The sequence below is a fragment of the Methylomagnum sp. genome (assembly GCF_054333355.1).
Genome location: NZ_JBTEKS010000072.1, coordinates 1 through 15,046 on the forward strand (window position 1 = coordinate 1; position 15,046 = coordinate 15,046).

Annotated in this window: 14 protein-coding genes and 1 pseudogene; 9 read left to right on the forward strand and 6 right to left on the reverse strand. The window is 65.6% G+C overall.

Translation table 11 applies throughout. The features are described from left to right. The 7 genes from ACXWUF_RS07910 to ACXWUF_RS07940 form a co-directional block, all read left to right on the forward strand. A partial coding sequence (locus ACXWUF_RS07910) for a lipid-A-disaccharide synthase (protein WP_458494129.1) occupies positions 1 to 615 on the forward strand: 615 nt, incomplete at its 5' end. Positions 616 to 866: 251 nt separating this feature from the next. After that, a complete protein-coding gene (locus ACXWUF_RS07915; protein ID WP_458494130.1) occupies positions 867 to 1,358 on the forward strand; it encodes a GreA/GreB family elongation factor in 492 nt (163 codons plus the stop codon). 21 nt (positions 1,359 to 1,379) lie between these two features. Next, on the forward strand, positions 1,380 to 2,078 hold the full coding sequence (locus ACXWUF_RS07920; RefSeq protein WP_458494131.1) for a M48 family metallopeptidase: 699 nt from the start codon (positions 1,380 to 1,382) through the stop codon (positions 2,076 to 2,078). A gap of 63 nt (positions 2,079 to 2,141) precedes the next feature. Then, positions 2,142 to 2,651 (forward strand): protein disulfide oxidoreductase, encoded by a 510-nt coding sequence (locus ACXWUF_RS07925; protein ID WP_458494132.1) that lies wholly within the window; start codon positions 2,142 to 2,144, stop codon positions 2,649 to 2,651. Then, positions 2,644 to 3,360 carry a CTP synthase C-terminal region-related (seleno)protein gene (locus ACXWUF_RS07930; protein ID WP_458494133.1) on the forward strand — a complete coding sequence of 239 codons (717 nt, stop codon included), beginning with the start codon at positions 2,644 to 2,646 and terminating at the stop codon, positions 3,358 to 3,360. Before ACXWUF_RS07925 ends, ACXWUF_RS07930 begins: the two co-directional genes overlap by 8 nt. Further along, positions 3,357 to 4,358, forward strand: coding sequence for an NAD(P)H-quinone oxidoreductase (locus ACXWUF_RS07935; RefSeq protein WP_458494134.1), 1,002 nt, complete (start codon positions 3,357 to 3,359; stop codon positions 4,356 to 4,358). The genes ACXWUF_RS07930 and ACXWUF_RS07935 overlap by 4 nt, the downstream gene beginning before the upstream one ends. Positions 4,359 to 4,362: 4 nt before the next feature. Beyond that, complete coding sequence (locus ACXWUF_RS07940) at positions 4,363 to 5,115, forward strand: tetratricopeptide repeat protein (RefSeq protein WP_458494135.1); 753 nt, start codon at positions 4,363 to 4,365, stop codon at positions 5,113 to 5,115. 523 nt (positions 5,116 to 5,638) lie between these two features. Here the strand turns inward: ACXWUF_RS07940 and ACXWUF_RS07945 are convergent. Continuing rightward, a complete protein-coding gene (locus ACXWUF_RS07945; RefSeq protein WP_458494136.1) occupies positions 5,639 to 8,914 on the reverse strand; it encodes a DUF2309 domain-containing protein in 3,276 nt (1,091 codons plus the stop codon). A 349-nt stretch (positions 8,915 to 9,263) separates the two neighbouring features. Between ACXWUF_RS07945 and ACXWUF_RS07950 the strand changes: the two genes are divergently transcribed. Then, positions 9,264 to 10,463 carry a hypothetical protein gene (locus tag ACXWUF_RS07950; protein WP_458494137.1) on the forward strand — a complete coding sequence of 400 codons (1,200 nt, stop codon included), beginning with the start codon at positions 9,264 to 9,266 and terminating at the stop codon, positions 10,461 to 10,463. A 209-nt stretch (positions 10,464 to 10,672) separates the two neighbouring features. After that, positions 10,673 to 12,037 carry a nucleotide 5'-monophosphate nucleosidase PpnN gene (gene ppnN / locus ACXWUF_RS07955; RefSeq protein WP_458494138.1) on the forward strand — a complete coding sequence of 455 codons (1,365 nt, stop codon included), beginning with the start codon at positions 10,673 to 10,675 and terminating at the stop codon, positions 12,035 to 12,037. Positions 12,038 to 12,077: 40 nt separating this feature from the next. Here ppnN and ACXWUF_RS07960 read toward each other — a convergent pair whose 3' ends face one another. The 5 genes and pseudogenes from ACXWUF_RS07960 to ACXWUF_RS07980 all read right to left on the reverse strand — a co-directional run. After that, the gene (locus tag ACXWUF_RS07960; RefSeq protein WP_458503271.1) at positions 12,078 to 12,452 is read right to left on the reverse strand and encodes a hypothetical protein; all 375 of its coding nucleotides are present in this window, start codon (positions 12,450 to 12,452) and stop codon (positions 12,078 to 12,080) included. Further along, the gene (locus ACXWUF_RS07965; RefSeq protein WP_458494140.1) at positions 12,419 to 12,601 is read right to left on the reverse strand and encodes a hypothetical protein; all 183 of its coding nucleotides are present in this window, start codon (positions 12,599 to 12,601) and stop codon (positions 12,419 to 12,421) included. Before ACXWUF_RS07965 ends, ACXWUF_RS07960 begins: the two co-directional genes overlap by 34 nt. Continuing rightward, complete coding sequence (locus ACXWUF_RS07970) at positions 12,592 to 12,936, reverse strand: sensor histidine kinase (RefSeq protein WP_458494142.1); 345 nt, start codon at positions 12,934 to 12,936, stop codon at positions 12,592 to 12,594. Before ACXWUF_RS07970 ends, ACXWUF_RS07965 begins: the two co-directional genes overlap by 10 nt. 144 nt (positions 12,937 to 13,080) lie before the next feature. Beyond that, a pseudogene (locus tag ACXWUF_RS07975) lies at positions 13,081 to 14,814 on the reverse strand (PAS domain-containing protein); the annotation flags it as partial. After that, the coding region (locus ACXWUF_RS07980; RefSeq protein WP_458494141.1) for a hypothetical protein at positions 14,787 to 15,046 on the reverse strand (260 nt) is incomplete at its 5' end. The pseudogene ACXWUF_RS07975 and the gene ACXWUF_RS07980, both read right to left, overlap by 28 nt.

Consider the following 15,046-nt stretch of genomic DNA (forward strand, 5'->3'; position numbering starts at 1 on the left):
CTCTCCCAGGGGGAGAGGGAGGTAAAGCCGGTCATTGGCCTGTTGCCCGGTAGCCGCGCCAACGAAATCAAGCGCTTATTCCCGGTCATCCTGGATGCCGCCGGGCGCTTGGCGGCGGAATTCGCGGGGGCGCGGTTCCTGCTGTTTCAGGCCAGTTCGGTGTCCGATGACACTTTGCGGGAAGGCTTGGCGGGGCGTGGCTTGAATCTCCAAATCATCCAAGGCCAGGATTACGACGCCCTGCAATGCTGTGACGCGGTCATCACCGTGTCCGGCACCGCCACCCTGGAAGTGGCCTTGGTCGGCGTGCCCATGGTCATCGTGTATCGACTCACGCCACTGAGCTACTGGCTGGGCCGGATGCTCATCAACATTCCCTTCATCGGCCTGCCCAATATTCTGGCGGGCAAATCCATCGTCCGGGAATTCATCCAGCATGAGGCCAGCCCGGAAAATATCGCCGCCGAAATAGGGAAGATTCTCCGCGAACCCGAATATGCCGCGAGTATCCGCGAGAAGTTGCGAGCGGTGCGGGAGAAGATTGGGGAGCGGGATGGGTCGGCGGAATTGGCGAAGTTGGCGGCGGGGATGTTGGGGGTTGACGGCGAAACCTAGGCCGCGTTGTAGGCTGGGTTGAGGTACGAAACCCAGCGGCGCGGGGGAATTGCTGGGTTTCCGCGAAGCTTCAACCCAGCCTACGCGGGCTGGTCGCGGTTAGCTGTATAGGATGGGTGCAGCGCAGCGGAACCCATCCTACAAAAGAAGATGTAGGGTGGGCATGTACCCCTGCCCACCGATTTATGGTTTTGCGGAAAATTTTGGTGGGCATGAGTACATGCCCATCCTACTTGTTTGAGGAACACACCATGAGTCGCGCTTTCGTCAAAGAAATGGATGAGCAAGCGGAGAATCCGCTGGAACGGCCCCAAAGTCCCCACACCAACTACGTCACGCCCCAGGGCTTCGCCGCGCTGGAGGCGCAAGTGCGGGAATTGAGCGCCCAGCGGGACGCGCTGGTGGGCAAGGAGGACTTGGGCAGTCAGCAGCAAATCAAGAACGTCGAGCGCGACCTCCATTACTACGCCGAGCGGGTCAAGCGGGCCGTGCTGGTCCGGCCCGAAACCCAGCCCCACGACAAGGTGCATTTCGGCGCGGCGGTGGAAGTGGAGGACGCCGACGGCGAACGGTCGCGGTTCGTCATCGTCGGCGAGGACGAGGCCGACGCGGCGCAGGGCAAGATCAGTTGGGTGTCCCCGCTGGCCCGCGCCCTGCTGAACGCCGGGGTGGGCGATTCAGTGACATGGCACCGTCCCGTGGGCGACAAGCCATTGGAAATCGTCGCCATCGGCCAGCCCTGAGCGATGACCAAGGATTTTCCCTTGCCCTACATCATCCGTCGCAGCCCGCGAGCCAAGCGCCTGCGGCTGGTGGTGAAGCCCGCCGGTCTCGAACTGGTGATTCCGCCCGCCCTGGACGAAGCCAAGGCGCTGGAATTCCTGCATCGGCATCGGGATTGGGCGGCGGGCAAGCTGGCGGAATTGCGCAGCCAGGCGGTTGAATCGGCGCCGCCGCGCCTGCTGGCCTCGGGCGACACCGTGCCGTTCCAGGGCCGAGAAGTGCCGCTGCTGATCCGCGAGGAACCGGGGCGGCGGACCCGCATCGAATTCGATAGCCAGTTCGTGATCACCCTGCCGCCGGGCACCCCCGCCCAAGTCCACCAGCGGGCGCACGCCGCTTTGTTCGCCTGGGTGAAGCATTGGCTGCATGGCGAAGCGGGCCTCATCGCCGCCCGCCATGGTCAACGGTTCGGCTTGCAGCCCCGCGAAATCCGGGTCAAGCAAATGAAAAGCCGCTGGGGCAGTTGCGGGCCGCGCAACGACATCAACCTCAACTGGCTGCTGGCCTTCGCCCCGCCCACCGTGCTGGAATACGTGGTGGTTCACGAACTCTGTCACATCCGCCACCGCGACCATTCCGCCCGGTTCTGGGCGCTGGTGGCGCAGCATTTGCCGGGCTGGTCCCATGAGCGGCAGTGGCTCAAGCGCCAGGGCGGCGAGTTGTTGCGGCGCTTTGGGTGACGTTTTTGCTGGTTCCCAAGCGTCGGCTTGGGAACCAGCAAAATCATCATTCAGGATGCTTCCATGACGCCAAGGCTCAAACACAACCTGCTGACTTGGACGGCCTTGCTCGCGCTGTTCGTCGGCCTGCAATTCTTCGTCAACCGCAACCTCGCGACCGGGATTCCCCCGCCGATTCACGGCCCCATGCTGGATGGCCGGGAATTCGCCGGTATCGACAGCCTGCCCAAGCCCGCCGTGATTTATTTCTGGGCCAGTTGGTGCGGCGTGTGCGAGTCCATGCAGGGCACGGTGCGCGGCTTGGCGGCTGACACGCCCATCCTGACCGTGGCCTTGCAATCCGGCGACGGGCTGGAAGTTGGGGCGTATATGAAGAAGCAAGGCTTCGAGGTGCCCGCCGTGTTGGACCCGGACGGGACCATCGGCAAGTCGTATGGCGTCCGGGGCGTGCCGACCCTGTTCATCGTGGGACGGGATGGCACCGTCAAGTCGTCGACGGCGGGCTATACCAGCGAATTGGGTGTCCGGGCGCGGCTTTGGCTGGCGGGATTTTGGGGGGCGCTTGATGAGTAACTCCATCGCCCTGCTGGGTGAATACACCCCGACATTCCCCCCACACGCCGCCACCGATGCGGCCATTGCCCATTCCGCGAAGTGGCTGGGCGCGAACATCGACGCGACCTGGGTTTCAACCGAGGCCATCGACCCAGGATTATTCGAACGGTTCGCGGGGGTATGGGTGGCGCCGGGCAGTCCGTATAAAAGCATGGAAAAAACCTTATGGGCCATCCGTTACGCGAGGGAAAGCGGGATTCCCTGCGTGGGCACCTGTGGTGGTTTCCAGCACATGATTATCGAATATGCCCGCCATGTGCTGGGTTTCGAGGATGCCCAGCACGCCGAATATGACCCCTATGCTTCCACGCTGTTTGTCTCGCGGCTAACGTGTTCGCTGGCCGGGCGGGGAATGCGGCTGGACTTTCTGCCTGAATCGCAGGTGGCCGCGATTTATGGAGACCTGACCGCCACTGAGCAGTATTACTGTAATTTCGGGGTCAACCCGGATTATCTGGATGAATTGAAGCGGGGACCGCTGCGGATTTCCGGCTCGGATGGCGAGGGCGAGGCCCGCGTTATTGAGCATCCCGGCCATCCATTCTTCATGGGCACCTTGTTCGTGCCGCAGGCCCGCTCGACGCCCGCCACACCGCACCCGTTGATTACCGCCTTCCTGAGGGCTGTAATCGACCGCGCCACCATCGCTGAGGAGAACGCCCCGTGACCACCTCCCTTCCCGCCGCCATGACCGCCGTCGAAATCACCCAGCCGGGTGGACCCGAAGTCTTACAACTCTGCCAGCGGCCCATCCCGGCGCCCAAGCCGGGCGAGGCGCTGATTAAAGTGGCGGTGGCCGGGGTCAACCGGCCCGATGTCATGCAGCGCCGGGGACTCTATCCGCCGCCGCCGGGCGCCCCCGACATTCCCGGCCTGGAAGTCTCCGGTGAAATCGTGGCGCTCGGCCTGGGCGTGGAGGGGCTGACGGTGGGCGATTGCGTGTGCGCCCTGGTCACGGGCGGCGGCTACGCGGAATACTGCACCGCCGCCGCGCCCTTGTGCCTGCCCATCCCGAATGGATTGAGCCTGGTCGAGGCGGCGGCGTTGCCGGAAACCTTCTTCACGGTCTGGACGAATGTCTTTGACCGGGGCGGACTCAAGGCGGGCGAACGCTTCCTGGTGCATGGCGGCAGCGGCGGGGTGGGCTCCACCGCGATTCAACTGGCGCGGGAGTTCGGCGCAACCGTCTTCGCCACCGCTGGCGGGCCGGAAAAATGCACATTCTGCGAGGGGCTGGGCGCTCAGGCCATCGACTACCGCTGCGAGGATTTCGTGGACCGGGTGCGGGTGCTGACGGACGGGAAGAGCGTCGATCTCATCCTCGACATGGTGGGCGGTCCCTACCTGCAACGGAACCTCGATTGCCTCGCGCCGGGCGGACGGCTGGTGTTGATCGCGGTGCAGGGCGGCCCGAAGAGCGACATCAACCTCCTGCCCGTATTCCTCAAGCGCCTCACGCTCACCGGCTCCACCCTGCGGCCCCGCTGCGTGGCGGAGAAGGCCGCCATCGCGGCGGCCTTGCGGGAAAAGGTTTGGCCGTTGCTGGACGCGGGCCGGGTCAAGCCCATCATCCACGCCGCGTTCCCCTTGGCCGAAGCGGGCGAGGCCCAGCGCCTCATGGAAACCGGCGGGCACATGGGCAAACTCGTGCTGACGGTGGGCTGAGCCGATGCTTGGCCGGATATGTCGCTGGGGATTGGTGCTGGGGCTGCTGTCCGGGGCGGCGCTGGCGGACATGAACAAAGGCTTGGATGCCGTCGAGCGGCGCGACTGGCCCAAAGCCTTTGCCGAGTTCCGGCCCCTGGCCGAGAAGGGCGACGCGGACGCCCAGGTCAACCTCGGCAATCTCTACATGAAAGGCTATGGCGTCGAACAGGATTACATCGCGGCGCGGCGCTGGTATTTGAAGGCGGCGGCGCAGAACAACGCCACGGCGCAAGGCAAGCTCGGGCTGATGGATTATTACGGGCTGGGCGTCGAGGAAAACCACGCCGAAGCGGCCCGCTGGTTCCACGAGGCGGCGGAGCAAGGCGAGCCGGGGGCGGCATCCATTCTGGGGTCGCTGTACGCCGCTGGCGACGGGGTGGAAAAGGACCAGGCTCAAGCCTATGTCTGGTACACCGTGGCCATTGAGCGGGGGAGTCGGGACGCCGAGTCCAACCGCGCCGCCTTGGTGGACGAGATGAGTCCCGGCGAAATGGACACGGCCTTGACCCGCCTCGCGGCGTGGCGGAAGCAGCATGAGCCGGAGATGGAGGAAGCGCCGCCACAAGCCGGGACGGGCGGGGCGCCTGGCAAGGCGAAGGGGGGCAAGCCTAAACAATCCGCTAAACCCGACGCCAACGCCGCGCCGTCGAGTTCCGGGCCGAAGCACAAACCCCATCCCCCGCACCCGCCGGGGCGGCATTCCGAATCAAAATGAATAGGACTTACGCAACTTTTGGCTCGTAGTCCCGCCTTCAGGCGGCAAATCACCGCCTGAAGGCGGGTCTACGAGCGCTCCAAGCCATTGAATGGCAAGGCTGCGTAAGTCCTAATGAAAATCACCGACCGGCGATATGCGCGAGACTGCATTCAAACTTTGGCGGAATGACATCACCGAGAATGGGCCTACCTGAATCCCGGTGGCGGCCTGGAAAAGCGGGTGGCGAAAATGCAGGCTCGACTGCGGGGCGGGGCGCCGTCATAGGCTGGGTTGGGGTTTCGCGGAAACCCGGCTTACCCGCCCGGAAAAATGGCTGGGTTTCGTGCCTCAACCCAGCCTCACTGCCATTAAGTTAAGAGTGCGCGGGCTTTTATTTCGTTGGCTGAGCCTGTCCTGAGCGCAGCCGAAGGGCGGAGTCGAAGCCAGCGAAATCAAAGCCTCTCGGCAGGTTCGCTTCGACTCCGCTCAGCGAACGGGTAGCCTAACTTAATGGCAGTGCAGTGCCACCCAGCCTACGAACCTACCCAACAAAGGCCGGTCCCACTGGCTCGCTCTTCCCCGCATACCATTCCGGCGACCGCGCCACCCTCGGCAAGGGCCGAATCGCCCGCTCCCAGGCCGCGAATCCCCGCCCCGGCACAAACTCCGAAATCACCCCCGTCCCCGGGTCCAGCGCCGCCAGATGCAGCCAGCCATGGCCGATCAACTCCTGCAACGGCGGTTGCCGCTGATAGATCGCGGCCAGCACCCCCGGTTTATGCTCCACCACCAATTGCAGGCGCATGGCCTCGTGGATTTCGATCATCTGCCGGGGCAGCCCCGTGCGCAGGTCGCTGGACGCCCCCTCCATCACGCCGAACAGCCCGGTGACGTTGTGGGGCACCTTGGTGCCGCAGCCGTAGCGCTCGTTGTTGACGGTGGAGAAGTAATATTCCAGGTTGATGCCCGCGCCCACCGGCCCGACCGCCAGCAGGATGCCTTCCAGCACCGCGCCGTCGGGGTCTTGGGTCGGGTCGTAGGAAATCAGGAACACCCGCCGGTCCAGGAACACGCCCTGGCTGGCGGCGCGTCGGCCCACGAAGGCGGCGGCGTTGGTGGCGTGGCCCAGTTCCGGGCGGGCCTGACTGAAGTCGGTGGCCCGCTCGGCGATGTGGAGCAGGGCGTCTGGCAAGTCGGGATCGCGGGGGGCCGAGGCCAGACGGCGGCAGCGCTCGTGAGCCGATAAATGCCGCGCCCGGTCGAGTGCCTGGGTCAGTTTATCGAGCGCGGGCTTCAACGCGGGCGGCAAGTCGGCCAAGTCGAACCACGCAATGTCCTCGTTGCAGGTGTTGTGTTCCGCGCCCAGGAACCAAGTGTCGGCGGGAATCTCGATGCCGCGCTCTGCTAGCTGCCTGCGGACTTCGGGCCGATTCGCCAGGGCGGCGAAGGCGCGGGCGTTGGGTCCGCCGTGGCGGCCACTGCACGCGCCGCAATCGTAGGCGGCGAGGTGCGGGTTGTTCTGGCTCATGGAGCCGTGGCCCATCAACACCACCAGCGGGCCGAAGCCGTAGGTCAGCCCGGCGTTGCGCAGGAACCCCGCCACCCGGTCGGCCTGTTCCGCGTCGGTGAGGCCCAGCCGGGGTTGTTCCGGCGTGGCGGTTCCGGCGTGGTCGGCGTTGATATAAAGCCGGGTGGGCACCTCCGGCACCAGCAGGCGGTCGGCTTTCTCAACCAGCGCCGCGAGCCGGGCCGGCAGGAACACCTTGCCCAAGAGGCCCAGCAGCACGGCGGGGGAAAGCAGGCCGGTCAGGACCGATGAGGACACGAGGTTGCGGCGGATTTCCTGATTGAACAGGGCCGACCAGCGCCGCCGCCAAGTCCGCCGCTGGTCGTGCTGGTCCTTCAAGTCGCGGAGGCCCGGCCTCGGCACTTCCCGCACTTCGTGGGCGGGCGTCACCACCACCGGGCACAGCGCCGTGACCGTGTCATCGTCCAGGCCGCGCCAGTTGATGGCGACGCCGAAGAAGCCCGCCGCGCCCAAGGTTTCGATGGCCGGGTTAAGCTCCTCCAAATGGCGGCGGAAGCCTTCCTCCCGGTCGTCCATGCAAAAGATGAGCTGCGCCTCGGGCCGCGTGTCCCGGCTGGCCCAGCGCCCCCGGCCCCGGTTGTTGGCGAGGGCGTTGAACAACTCCTCGCGGTAGCGGCGCTCGTAGGCGCACAGCCATAAATAGCCCCGTTGGGCCGGGGCGAGATCGTCCAGCGCGGACAACAGGGCTAAACATTCCGGCCCGGACAAGGCCCGGATGTCCCGCCCACCGAGGCCCAAATGCTGGGCCAGCCGGAACAGCCGCCAGCCCTCGCGGAACGGGGTGGGGCGTTCGGGGTGATCCGCCAGCGGGCTGTGCTTCCAGGTGAAAATCATGTCGGCCAGGGTGCGCCACTCGGCCCGTTCGGCCCGCTCGCTGCCCGCCTCGCCGATCAAGCGCTGGGCGCGGGCCGAGAGATACTCCGGCAGATGGCCCTCGAACAGCGCGTGGCGGACCAGGAACTCCGACAGGTTTTTCTCGAAGTGGACGCGGAGCGCGGGCAGCTTGGCGGGCGTGCCCCAGGTGTCGCGGCACAGCCGTTCCAGCGCTAGGCGGTCCAGAATCAAGCGGATCGCCAAATAGTCCATCAGCGAGGTGGGCGCGGCCTGATTGGCCTCGTAGCCGGGCCGATGGTGCCGCCAGTTCACCAAGCCCGACCAGCCGGGCAGTTCCAGCGCCAGCCGCTTGAGATAGCCCGGCCAGCGTTCTTCCGGCAGGCCCAGGCGGGTCAGTTCCCCCTGAACCGCGTCCACGGCTTCGATGGGCAGGGTGGAGAGCGCCGCCCGTCCGCCGTCCGTTTCGGCCAGGATTAAACCGGCGTCGGCGGGCGCGAGTCGACGCCACGCGGCGTACAAGCCCTCGCGACGCGCCGGGGCGTGCCACGCGGCCAAGCCCTCGTCCAAATGAGACGCGCAGACGCGGATGAGGCCGGGGCGCACGCCGTCCAGCGCATCCTGGCCGGTCAGCTTGAGGACCAGTCCGCGCAAGCTCAGCCCCTCGCCCAGGTCGGCAAAGGCGGCGTCCAGCAAGGCGCGGGCGTCGGCGCGCATTTTCAGATGGGCCAGCGGGGCACCCTGACCGGCTTCGCCAGCGGTGGCGGCGAACTGGCCCAACATGTGTTCCGCTTGATGGAAGGACAGGTCCAGCAGTTCTTCGGGGTGCAGGGCGAAATCCTCCAGGCCCAGCGCCGACAGGCAAGCCTCCCACAGGTCGCGGACCAGTTCGCGTTCCGCCTGCCCGGCGCTTTCCAATAAGCGCTGGCGGGTGGCGGGCGGCAGGTCGGCTTGAAAGCATTCCAGCGCGTTCAGCTCCTCAATCAGCCAGTTCAATTGGCCGGGCGTGATGGCGTCGAGACCATGGACCAACGCCATGCGGTGGATGTCCCGGCGGGTCAGGGTCCGCCCGGCGATTCCCGGCAATGGCCCGGCGGCGCGGCCATCGGCTGGCCCGGCCAGCGCGGCGTCCAGGTCTTCATCCAGGATGCGGCCCCGGGCGTGGAACTCGCGGAATCGCGCTTCCGGCAGATAGCCGTGGATGCCGGTCAAGCGCTCGGCGGCGGCGAGCGCCTCGGTGAAGGGAAGGTGCTGGTAGCCGTGCAGGGTGTTGTGATGGACGAAGTTGAGGATGGGCGCCTGCCCCGGCAGCACATGGTCGAGGCGGTCGACGGCGTCGATCAGGCGTTGGCGGATGTCCGGGGTGGATGGCGCGGCTTGGGCGTGGGGCGAGGACACGGGAAGACTCCAATCGGTTCACGGTGGGAAGGTGGGAGCGGGCTTTAGCCCGCGACAGCAGGCGTAGGTCGGGCCTGTATTCCCATGCCCGACATTCCCGGCTACGGACTTAGGCGATTTCCGAAAATGCTTGTCACCGTTGATCTGGATGTAGGATGGGTAGAGCGTACTCGCGAAACCCATCGAGCCGGACCCAGGGTGATGGGTTTCGCTTCGCTCTACCCATCCTACAGGTATGTCTTTTCCTGGAAATCGCCTAAGGCTAACAGCCATGTCAGTGAGCTTGACATCCCGGCATAGGAAAATACCGATAATTTGCCCAATCCCGTCCCGAGTGAAAATCCCGACCATGCCCAGCCCCTTTAGTTTGCCGCGCCCGTTTCGCTTTGCCTCGATGACTTTGTTGGCGGCGGGGCTGTCGGGCTGCCTCGCGCCCGCGACCCTCGACGGCATGTCCCTGTCCTACAACGAGGCCACCGCCGACGACATTTCCAAGCAGCTGCTGCTCAACATCGCCCGCGCCCGGCATAACGAGCCGATCCATTTCTCCGGCATCTCCAACATCGCCGCGACGCTGAACTTCCAGGCCAACATCGGCACCACGCCGCCCCTGACCGGCAACAACGGCACCACCCTCATGCCCATCCTCGGGGCCGGGGCGTCGGAGAATCCCACCATCAGCATCATCCCCATGCAGGGCGAGGAATTCACCAAGCGGATGCTGGCCCCGCTGACGGAGGAAAAGCTGGCCCTGCTGCTGCGCCAGAACGTGGACGTGGATTTACTGCTGCGGCTGGTGGGGCTGGAATTCCGCAGCCGCGAAAACGGCCGCGAGGAGGTTTACCACAACCGCCCCCGCAATCGGGACGATTACGCCCTGTTCCGGCGGATGGTGCTGCATTTGTCGTCCATTCAGGACCGCGACGAGCTGTATATCGAACCGTTGGACTTCGAACGGCACTGGACCCTGCCCGCCGACAAAATGACCGCCGAAGGATTCCGCGCCTTGGAGAAGGACTATGCCATCGAGTTCGACGCCAACCAGCGGGTTTATCGGCTGGGCAAGCAGGTGTCGGGCCGGATCATCATCACCAATTACGATCCCGACACGCTGCCCGAACCCGAGCGCATCCGCCTGAACGACGAGGCGGAGCAGAACGCCCCCAATGATTTGCTGCTGGACATTCGCCAGGGCCACCCCGGCGGCGAATATCCCCTGCACGGCAGGCTCCGGCTGCGGAGTTTCAGCAACATCCTCTATTTCATTGGCCGGACCCTGTCCATCGAGCCGGAAAGGGACATCGTCAAGGACCCGCGCACGCCCGCCGTGGCGCAGAATCCGGTGTCCGTCCTGGAAATCACGGAAACCGACGATGAGCCAGCGAATGTGGGTTTGGCGGTGGAATACAAGGACAAGCATTACGCCGTCCGCCCGAACCAGGATTACCCGTGGAATGAAAACGCCTTTCGGGTGCTGTGGCAGATTTTCCAGATGACCATGGCGGAATTGCCACGGAACGCGGGGCCGAGCATTACGATTTCCAAGTAGGATGTTGTGCGCCATCGTTTTGGGCGCGGTTAGAAACCGCTCCCACGGAGGCCGGCTCGCGGGGCTGCGCCCATTTCCCCGCATGGGCCGAGAACTCTTGCCAATCAAGCCACTTGATGGCGACGCCCCACGAACTGAACTGTGGACATTCGCCGTTTCTTGAAAAAGCTTGGGAAGTCGCGCAAGTCCTATCAACCCACGGAGCCGACATGAAAAAAATCAACGCCCTGGTCAGGCCGGAAGGCACTCTGGAAATCCTGTCCCGGCTGGAAGTCGCCAAGTTGCTCGATACCAGCCAAGGCGGACTGCATCATTTGCTGCGGCGTTGCTCCCTGGCGGTGTTGAATTGCGGCAGCGCGGTGGACGACGCCAAGCTGGTGATGGAGCAGCACGCCGATTTCGACGTCCGCGTGCTTCAACAACAGCGCGGCATCAAGCTGGAACTCGCCAACGCCCCGGCCACGGCCTTCGTCGATGGGGAGATGATCCGGGGCATCCGCGAGCATCTGTTCGCCGTGGTGCGGGACATCGTCTACACCCATTCGGAAATCGTCTCCAACCCGGCCTTCGATTTGGGCCAGCCCGAGGACATCACCAGCGCCGTGTTCCACATCCTCCGCAACGCCGGGACGCTGGTTTCCGACCAGGCGCCGAAGCTGGTGGTGTGCTGGGGTGGCCATTCCATCAGCCGGGAGGAATACGAATACACCAAGGAGGTCGGCCACGAGCTGGGCCTGCGCGGCCTGGACATCTGCACCGGCTGCGGTCCCGGCGCCATGAAGGGGCCGATGAAGGGCGCCGCCATCGGCCACGCCAAGCAGCGGCTTTACGATGGCCGCTACGTGGGCATCACCGAGCCGGGCATCATCGCCGCCGAGCCGCCCAATCCCATCGTCAACCAACTGGTCATCATGCCGGACATCGAGAAGCGGCTGGAAGCCTTCGTGCGCTTGGGCCACGGCATCATCGTGTTTCCCGGCGGGGTGGGCACGGCGGAGGAAATCCTGCACCTGCTGGGCATCCTGCTGCATCCCGACAACACCTACCTGCCATTCCCCCTGATCCTCACCGGCCCGGCGCAGAGCGCGCCCTATTTCGACCTGATCGACCGCTTCATCGGCACGACGCTGGGCTGGTCGGCCCGCAGCCGCTACCGGGTCATCATCGGCGACCCGGCCCGGGTGGCCCGCGAGATGAAGGAGGGGCTGGGGCTGGTGCGCCAGTTCCGCCGCCAGCACAGCGACGCTTATTACTTCAACTGGCAGTTGCGGGTGGAGCCAAGCTTCCAGGCGCCGTTCGCGCCCACCCACGCCAACATGGCGGGCCTGGAACTGCACCGCGACCAGGCGCCGCATTTGCTCGCGGCCAATTTGCGGCGGGCGTTCTCCGGCATCGTGGCGGGCAATGTGAAGGTGGACGGGATTCGGGCCATCGAGGAACACGGCCCCTTCGAACTGCGGGGCGATCCAGCGGTGCTGAAACACCTGGATGAATTGTTGGCCGCGTTCGTGGCGCAGGGGCGGATGAAGCTGCCGGGGGTAGGCTATAAGCCTTGTTATCGGCTGGTGGCGTAAGGAAGTGATGGGGCGAACCCACGCCCCCAACCAAGCAACCTCACCCATCCCGCAGACGCGGTTCCGCCGCGATGGCCGCCCGCAAGACCTTCAAGGCGCCGTCATAGTCGAAGGCTCCAATCAGCCGCTCCATGGTATCCGCCGCGCCGCCCAGCGCCGCCCGCAAGATCGGCGCGGCCTCCCGGTAGGCCGCGTTGGTCGCCATGTCGTCGATTTCCAGCAAGGCTTCCAGCCGCGCCAGCCCCCAGTCGATGTCATCCCCGGCCCCGCCATTCGTCTCGGCGTCGGCCAGCCAGCTTCGCAGCCCCGCCACGAGTTCCCCCAGCGTCGGCGCCAAAGCCTCCATCGCCTGCCGAACCTCCGCCATGGGTCGGCCCGCCTTTAGCGCGGCTTCCAACTCGCCCGCCCGAGCCACCACCAGGGCCGCCCCCAGCGTCTGCCGGTGTCCCGCACCTCGAAGCGGATCACGGCGGAGTCGGCGGCGTCCTCCACCAGACGCGCCCGCAGCGCGACGGCGCCCCGCTCGGTGAACTTGATGGCGTTGCCCGCGAAATTCAGCAGCACTTGCCCGAGCCTAAGGGCGCCCCCCGGAACTGCCCCGTCAGGGCCGGGTCGATGTCGTGGATCATCTCCAGCCCCTTCCGCTCGGCCCTTTCGCACGTCAGCGAGCCAATCCGGGCGAACACGCTTTCCAGGTTGAACTCCACGCTTTCGAGAACCAGCTTGCCCGCCTCGATCTTGGAGACATCCAGGATGTCGTTGATGATCGAAAGCAAATGCCGGGCGGATTCGGAAATCTTGTCCAGCCGCTCCCGCTGCCGGGCGTCGGCGAGTTCCCGCCGCAGCAGATGGGTCAGCCCGACGATGGCGTTCATCGGGGTGCGGATTTCGTGGCTCATGTTGGCGAGGAACACGCTCTTGGCCCGGTTGGCCGCCTCGGCGGCCTCCTTGGCCTGCACCAGGATGGCTTCCGCCTCCTTGCGCTGGGCGATGTCGGTGCCGATGGCGGCGCCCGTGGCCCCGATGCCGCCGACTTGCTCCTCCAACTCCTCGCGGGTCCGGCGGGCGTCCCAGTCCAAGACATACAGTTCCGCCACCTCTTCCGGCGCGTAGCCCAGCATTTCGCAATACCGGCGATTGGCCTCGAAGACCTTGCCGGTGTCGTCCAGCATTACGATCCCGTCCCGCGATTCGTTGATGAGGACGCGCCGCAGGATAGCCTCCCGCGCCTTGGCGAACTCCGCCTGCTTGCGCTCGCTCACGTCGCGCAGGAAGCCATGCCAGAGGGTGCCGCCGTCGGTCTCCCGTTCCGGGATGGCGTTGCCCTCGACCCAGATTTGCCCCTTGCTGGGATGCAACACCCGGAACTCGGCCCGCCAGGGCGTCAACATCCGCGCCGACGCTTCGATGCTGGCCTGGACCTGGGCGATGTCGTTGGGATGAATCAGCGTCCAGATGGCCGAGGCGTCCTCCGCCAAGGCGGCGGGGGTCAGGCCGAAAATGTCCTCGATGGCGGGCGAGGCGTAGGGAAAACAAAAACCGCCGTCCGGCTTTTGGCGGAGGAAACCAATCACGCCCGGCGCCGTGGCGGCGATTTTTTCCAGCCGGGACTGAAGTTCGACCCGCGCCCTAAGTGCGTCCTGGATTTGCTGCTGCTGGGTGATGTCGCGGGCGATGCCGAGTACGCCGATCAGCCGACCCTCGGCGTCGCGCATGGGGGTCTTGATGGTTTCGAACAAGCCCCGGCAGCCGCCTTCGGCGAAGGCCAGCCATTCTTAGTTGACCCTCGGCCCGCCGGACTCGATGGCGGCCCGGTCGTTGGCGCGGAAAAAGTCGGCGCACTCCCGGCTCACGAAGTCATAATCGGTGCGGCCCACGATGTCCGCTTCCTTGGCGCCGAACAGCCGCTCGAAGCTGGGATTGCAGGCCAGATAAACGCCCGCCGGGTCTTTCAGCCACACCGGATCGGGAATGGTCCGCACCAAGGTTTCCAGGCGGGTACGCTCGCTCTCCAAGGACAGCTTGGCCCGCCGTTCCTCGGTGATGTCCCGGAATGACCACAGCCGCGCCCGCTCGCCCTCCAGCCACAAGGGCCGGCTGCAACGCCCGAACACCCGGCCATCCTTGAAGTCCAGGCAGTCGCATTGCTCGTCGTCGGTGTCGTACAGGTGCCGGACCTCCCGCAGAAAGCCCTCCGGGTCAGCCAACTGATCCAGGGCGTAAGCCAGGATCGGCTCGTCATCGCCCGCCGCGATGAGTTCATCCGGCATCCGCCACAGCTCCGCGAAGCGGCGGTTCACGCCCAATACACGGCTCCCCGCCCCCACCACCAGAATGCCGTCGGCGGTGGAGTCGAGGGTGGTGCGCAGCAGAACCTCGTTCCGCCGCCGCAGCAACTCGCTACGCTTGTACCCCGAAATATCGGCGATGGTGCCCGCGCTGACCAACGGCTGGCCCTTATCGTCCCGCGCCAACACCCGCCCCCGCACATGCACCCAAATCCAGCCGCCGTGCCCCGCCCGCATCCGATATTCAGCCTGGTACGGCGGGCTTTCAACGGTCGGGGCGGCTTCCACCTGGGCCTCGGCGACGGGACGGTCGTCGGGGTGGATCAAGGCCAGCCAGCCCGCCAAGCCGTCGGGAACCCAACCCTCGGCGTGTCCCAGCAGCCCGGACAGGGCGGAACTCCAGGCGATGCGGTCGGTGCGGTGGTCGTACTCCCATAAGCCCAGGCCGGTGGCCTTCAGGATTAGGTCCAGATGTTCAAGGGGTTGCACGCGGTTGGCTCCGCCTTCTTATTGAGTGGCATGGATGAACTTGGCACACCGCCGAGCCGCGAGGGATAGGGTTCCCCAAAGAGCGGCGGCGCAAAGCCGCAGGCATTGTTCGCGCCCGGCCTTGCCGAGCTAGGCAAGCTGACGCCTAGCGAGCCAATTTGGCTGTTATTGATTTGAAGCCGCCGCCCCGCCATGGCCGTCATTGTCGTGGTCGGCGTACCGGCGGGCGATG

Coding starts and splice junctions, on each gene's coding strand:
- ACXWUF_RS07915 (WP_458494130.1), top strand. CDS start 867: ATGAGTCGCGCTTTCGTCAAAGAAATGGATGAGCAAGCGGAGAATCCG.
- ACXWUF_RS07925 (WP_458494132.1), top strand. CDS start 2,142: ATGACGCCAAGGCTCAAACACAACCTGCTGACTTGGACGGCCTTGCTC.
- ACXWUF_RS07930 (WP_458494133.1), top strand. CDS start 2,644: ATGAGTAACTCCATCGCCCTGCTGGGTGAATACACCCCGACATTCCCC.
- ACXWUF_RS07940 (WP_458494135.1), top strand. CDS start 4,363: ATGCTTGGCCGGATATGTCGCTGGGGATTGGTGCTGGGGCTGCTGTCC.
- ACXWUF_RS07950 (WP_458494137.1), top strand. CDS start 9,264: ATGCCCAGCCCCTTTAGTTTGCCGCGCCCGTTTCGCTTTGCCTCGATG.
- ppnN (WP_458494138.1), top strand. CDS start 10,673: ATGAAAAAAATCAACGCCCTGGTCAGGCCGGAAGGCACTCTGGAAATC.
- ACXWUF_RS07970 (WP_458494142.1), bottom strand. CDS start 12,936: ATGAGCCACGAAATCCGCACCCCGATGAACGCCATCGTCGGGCTGACC.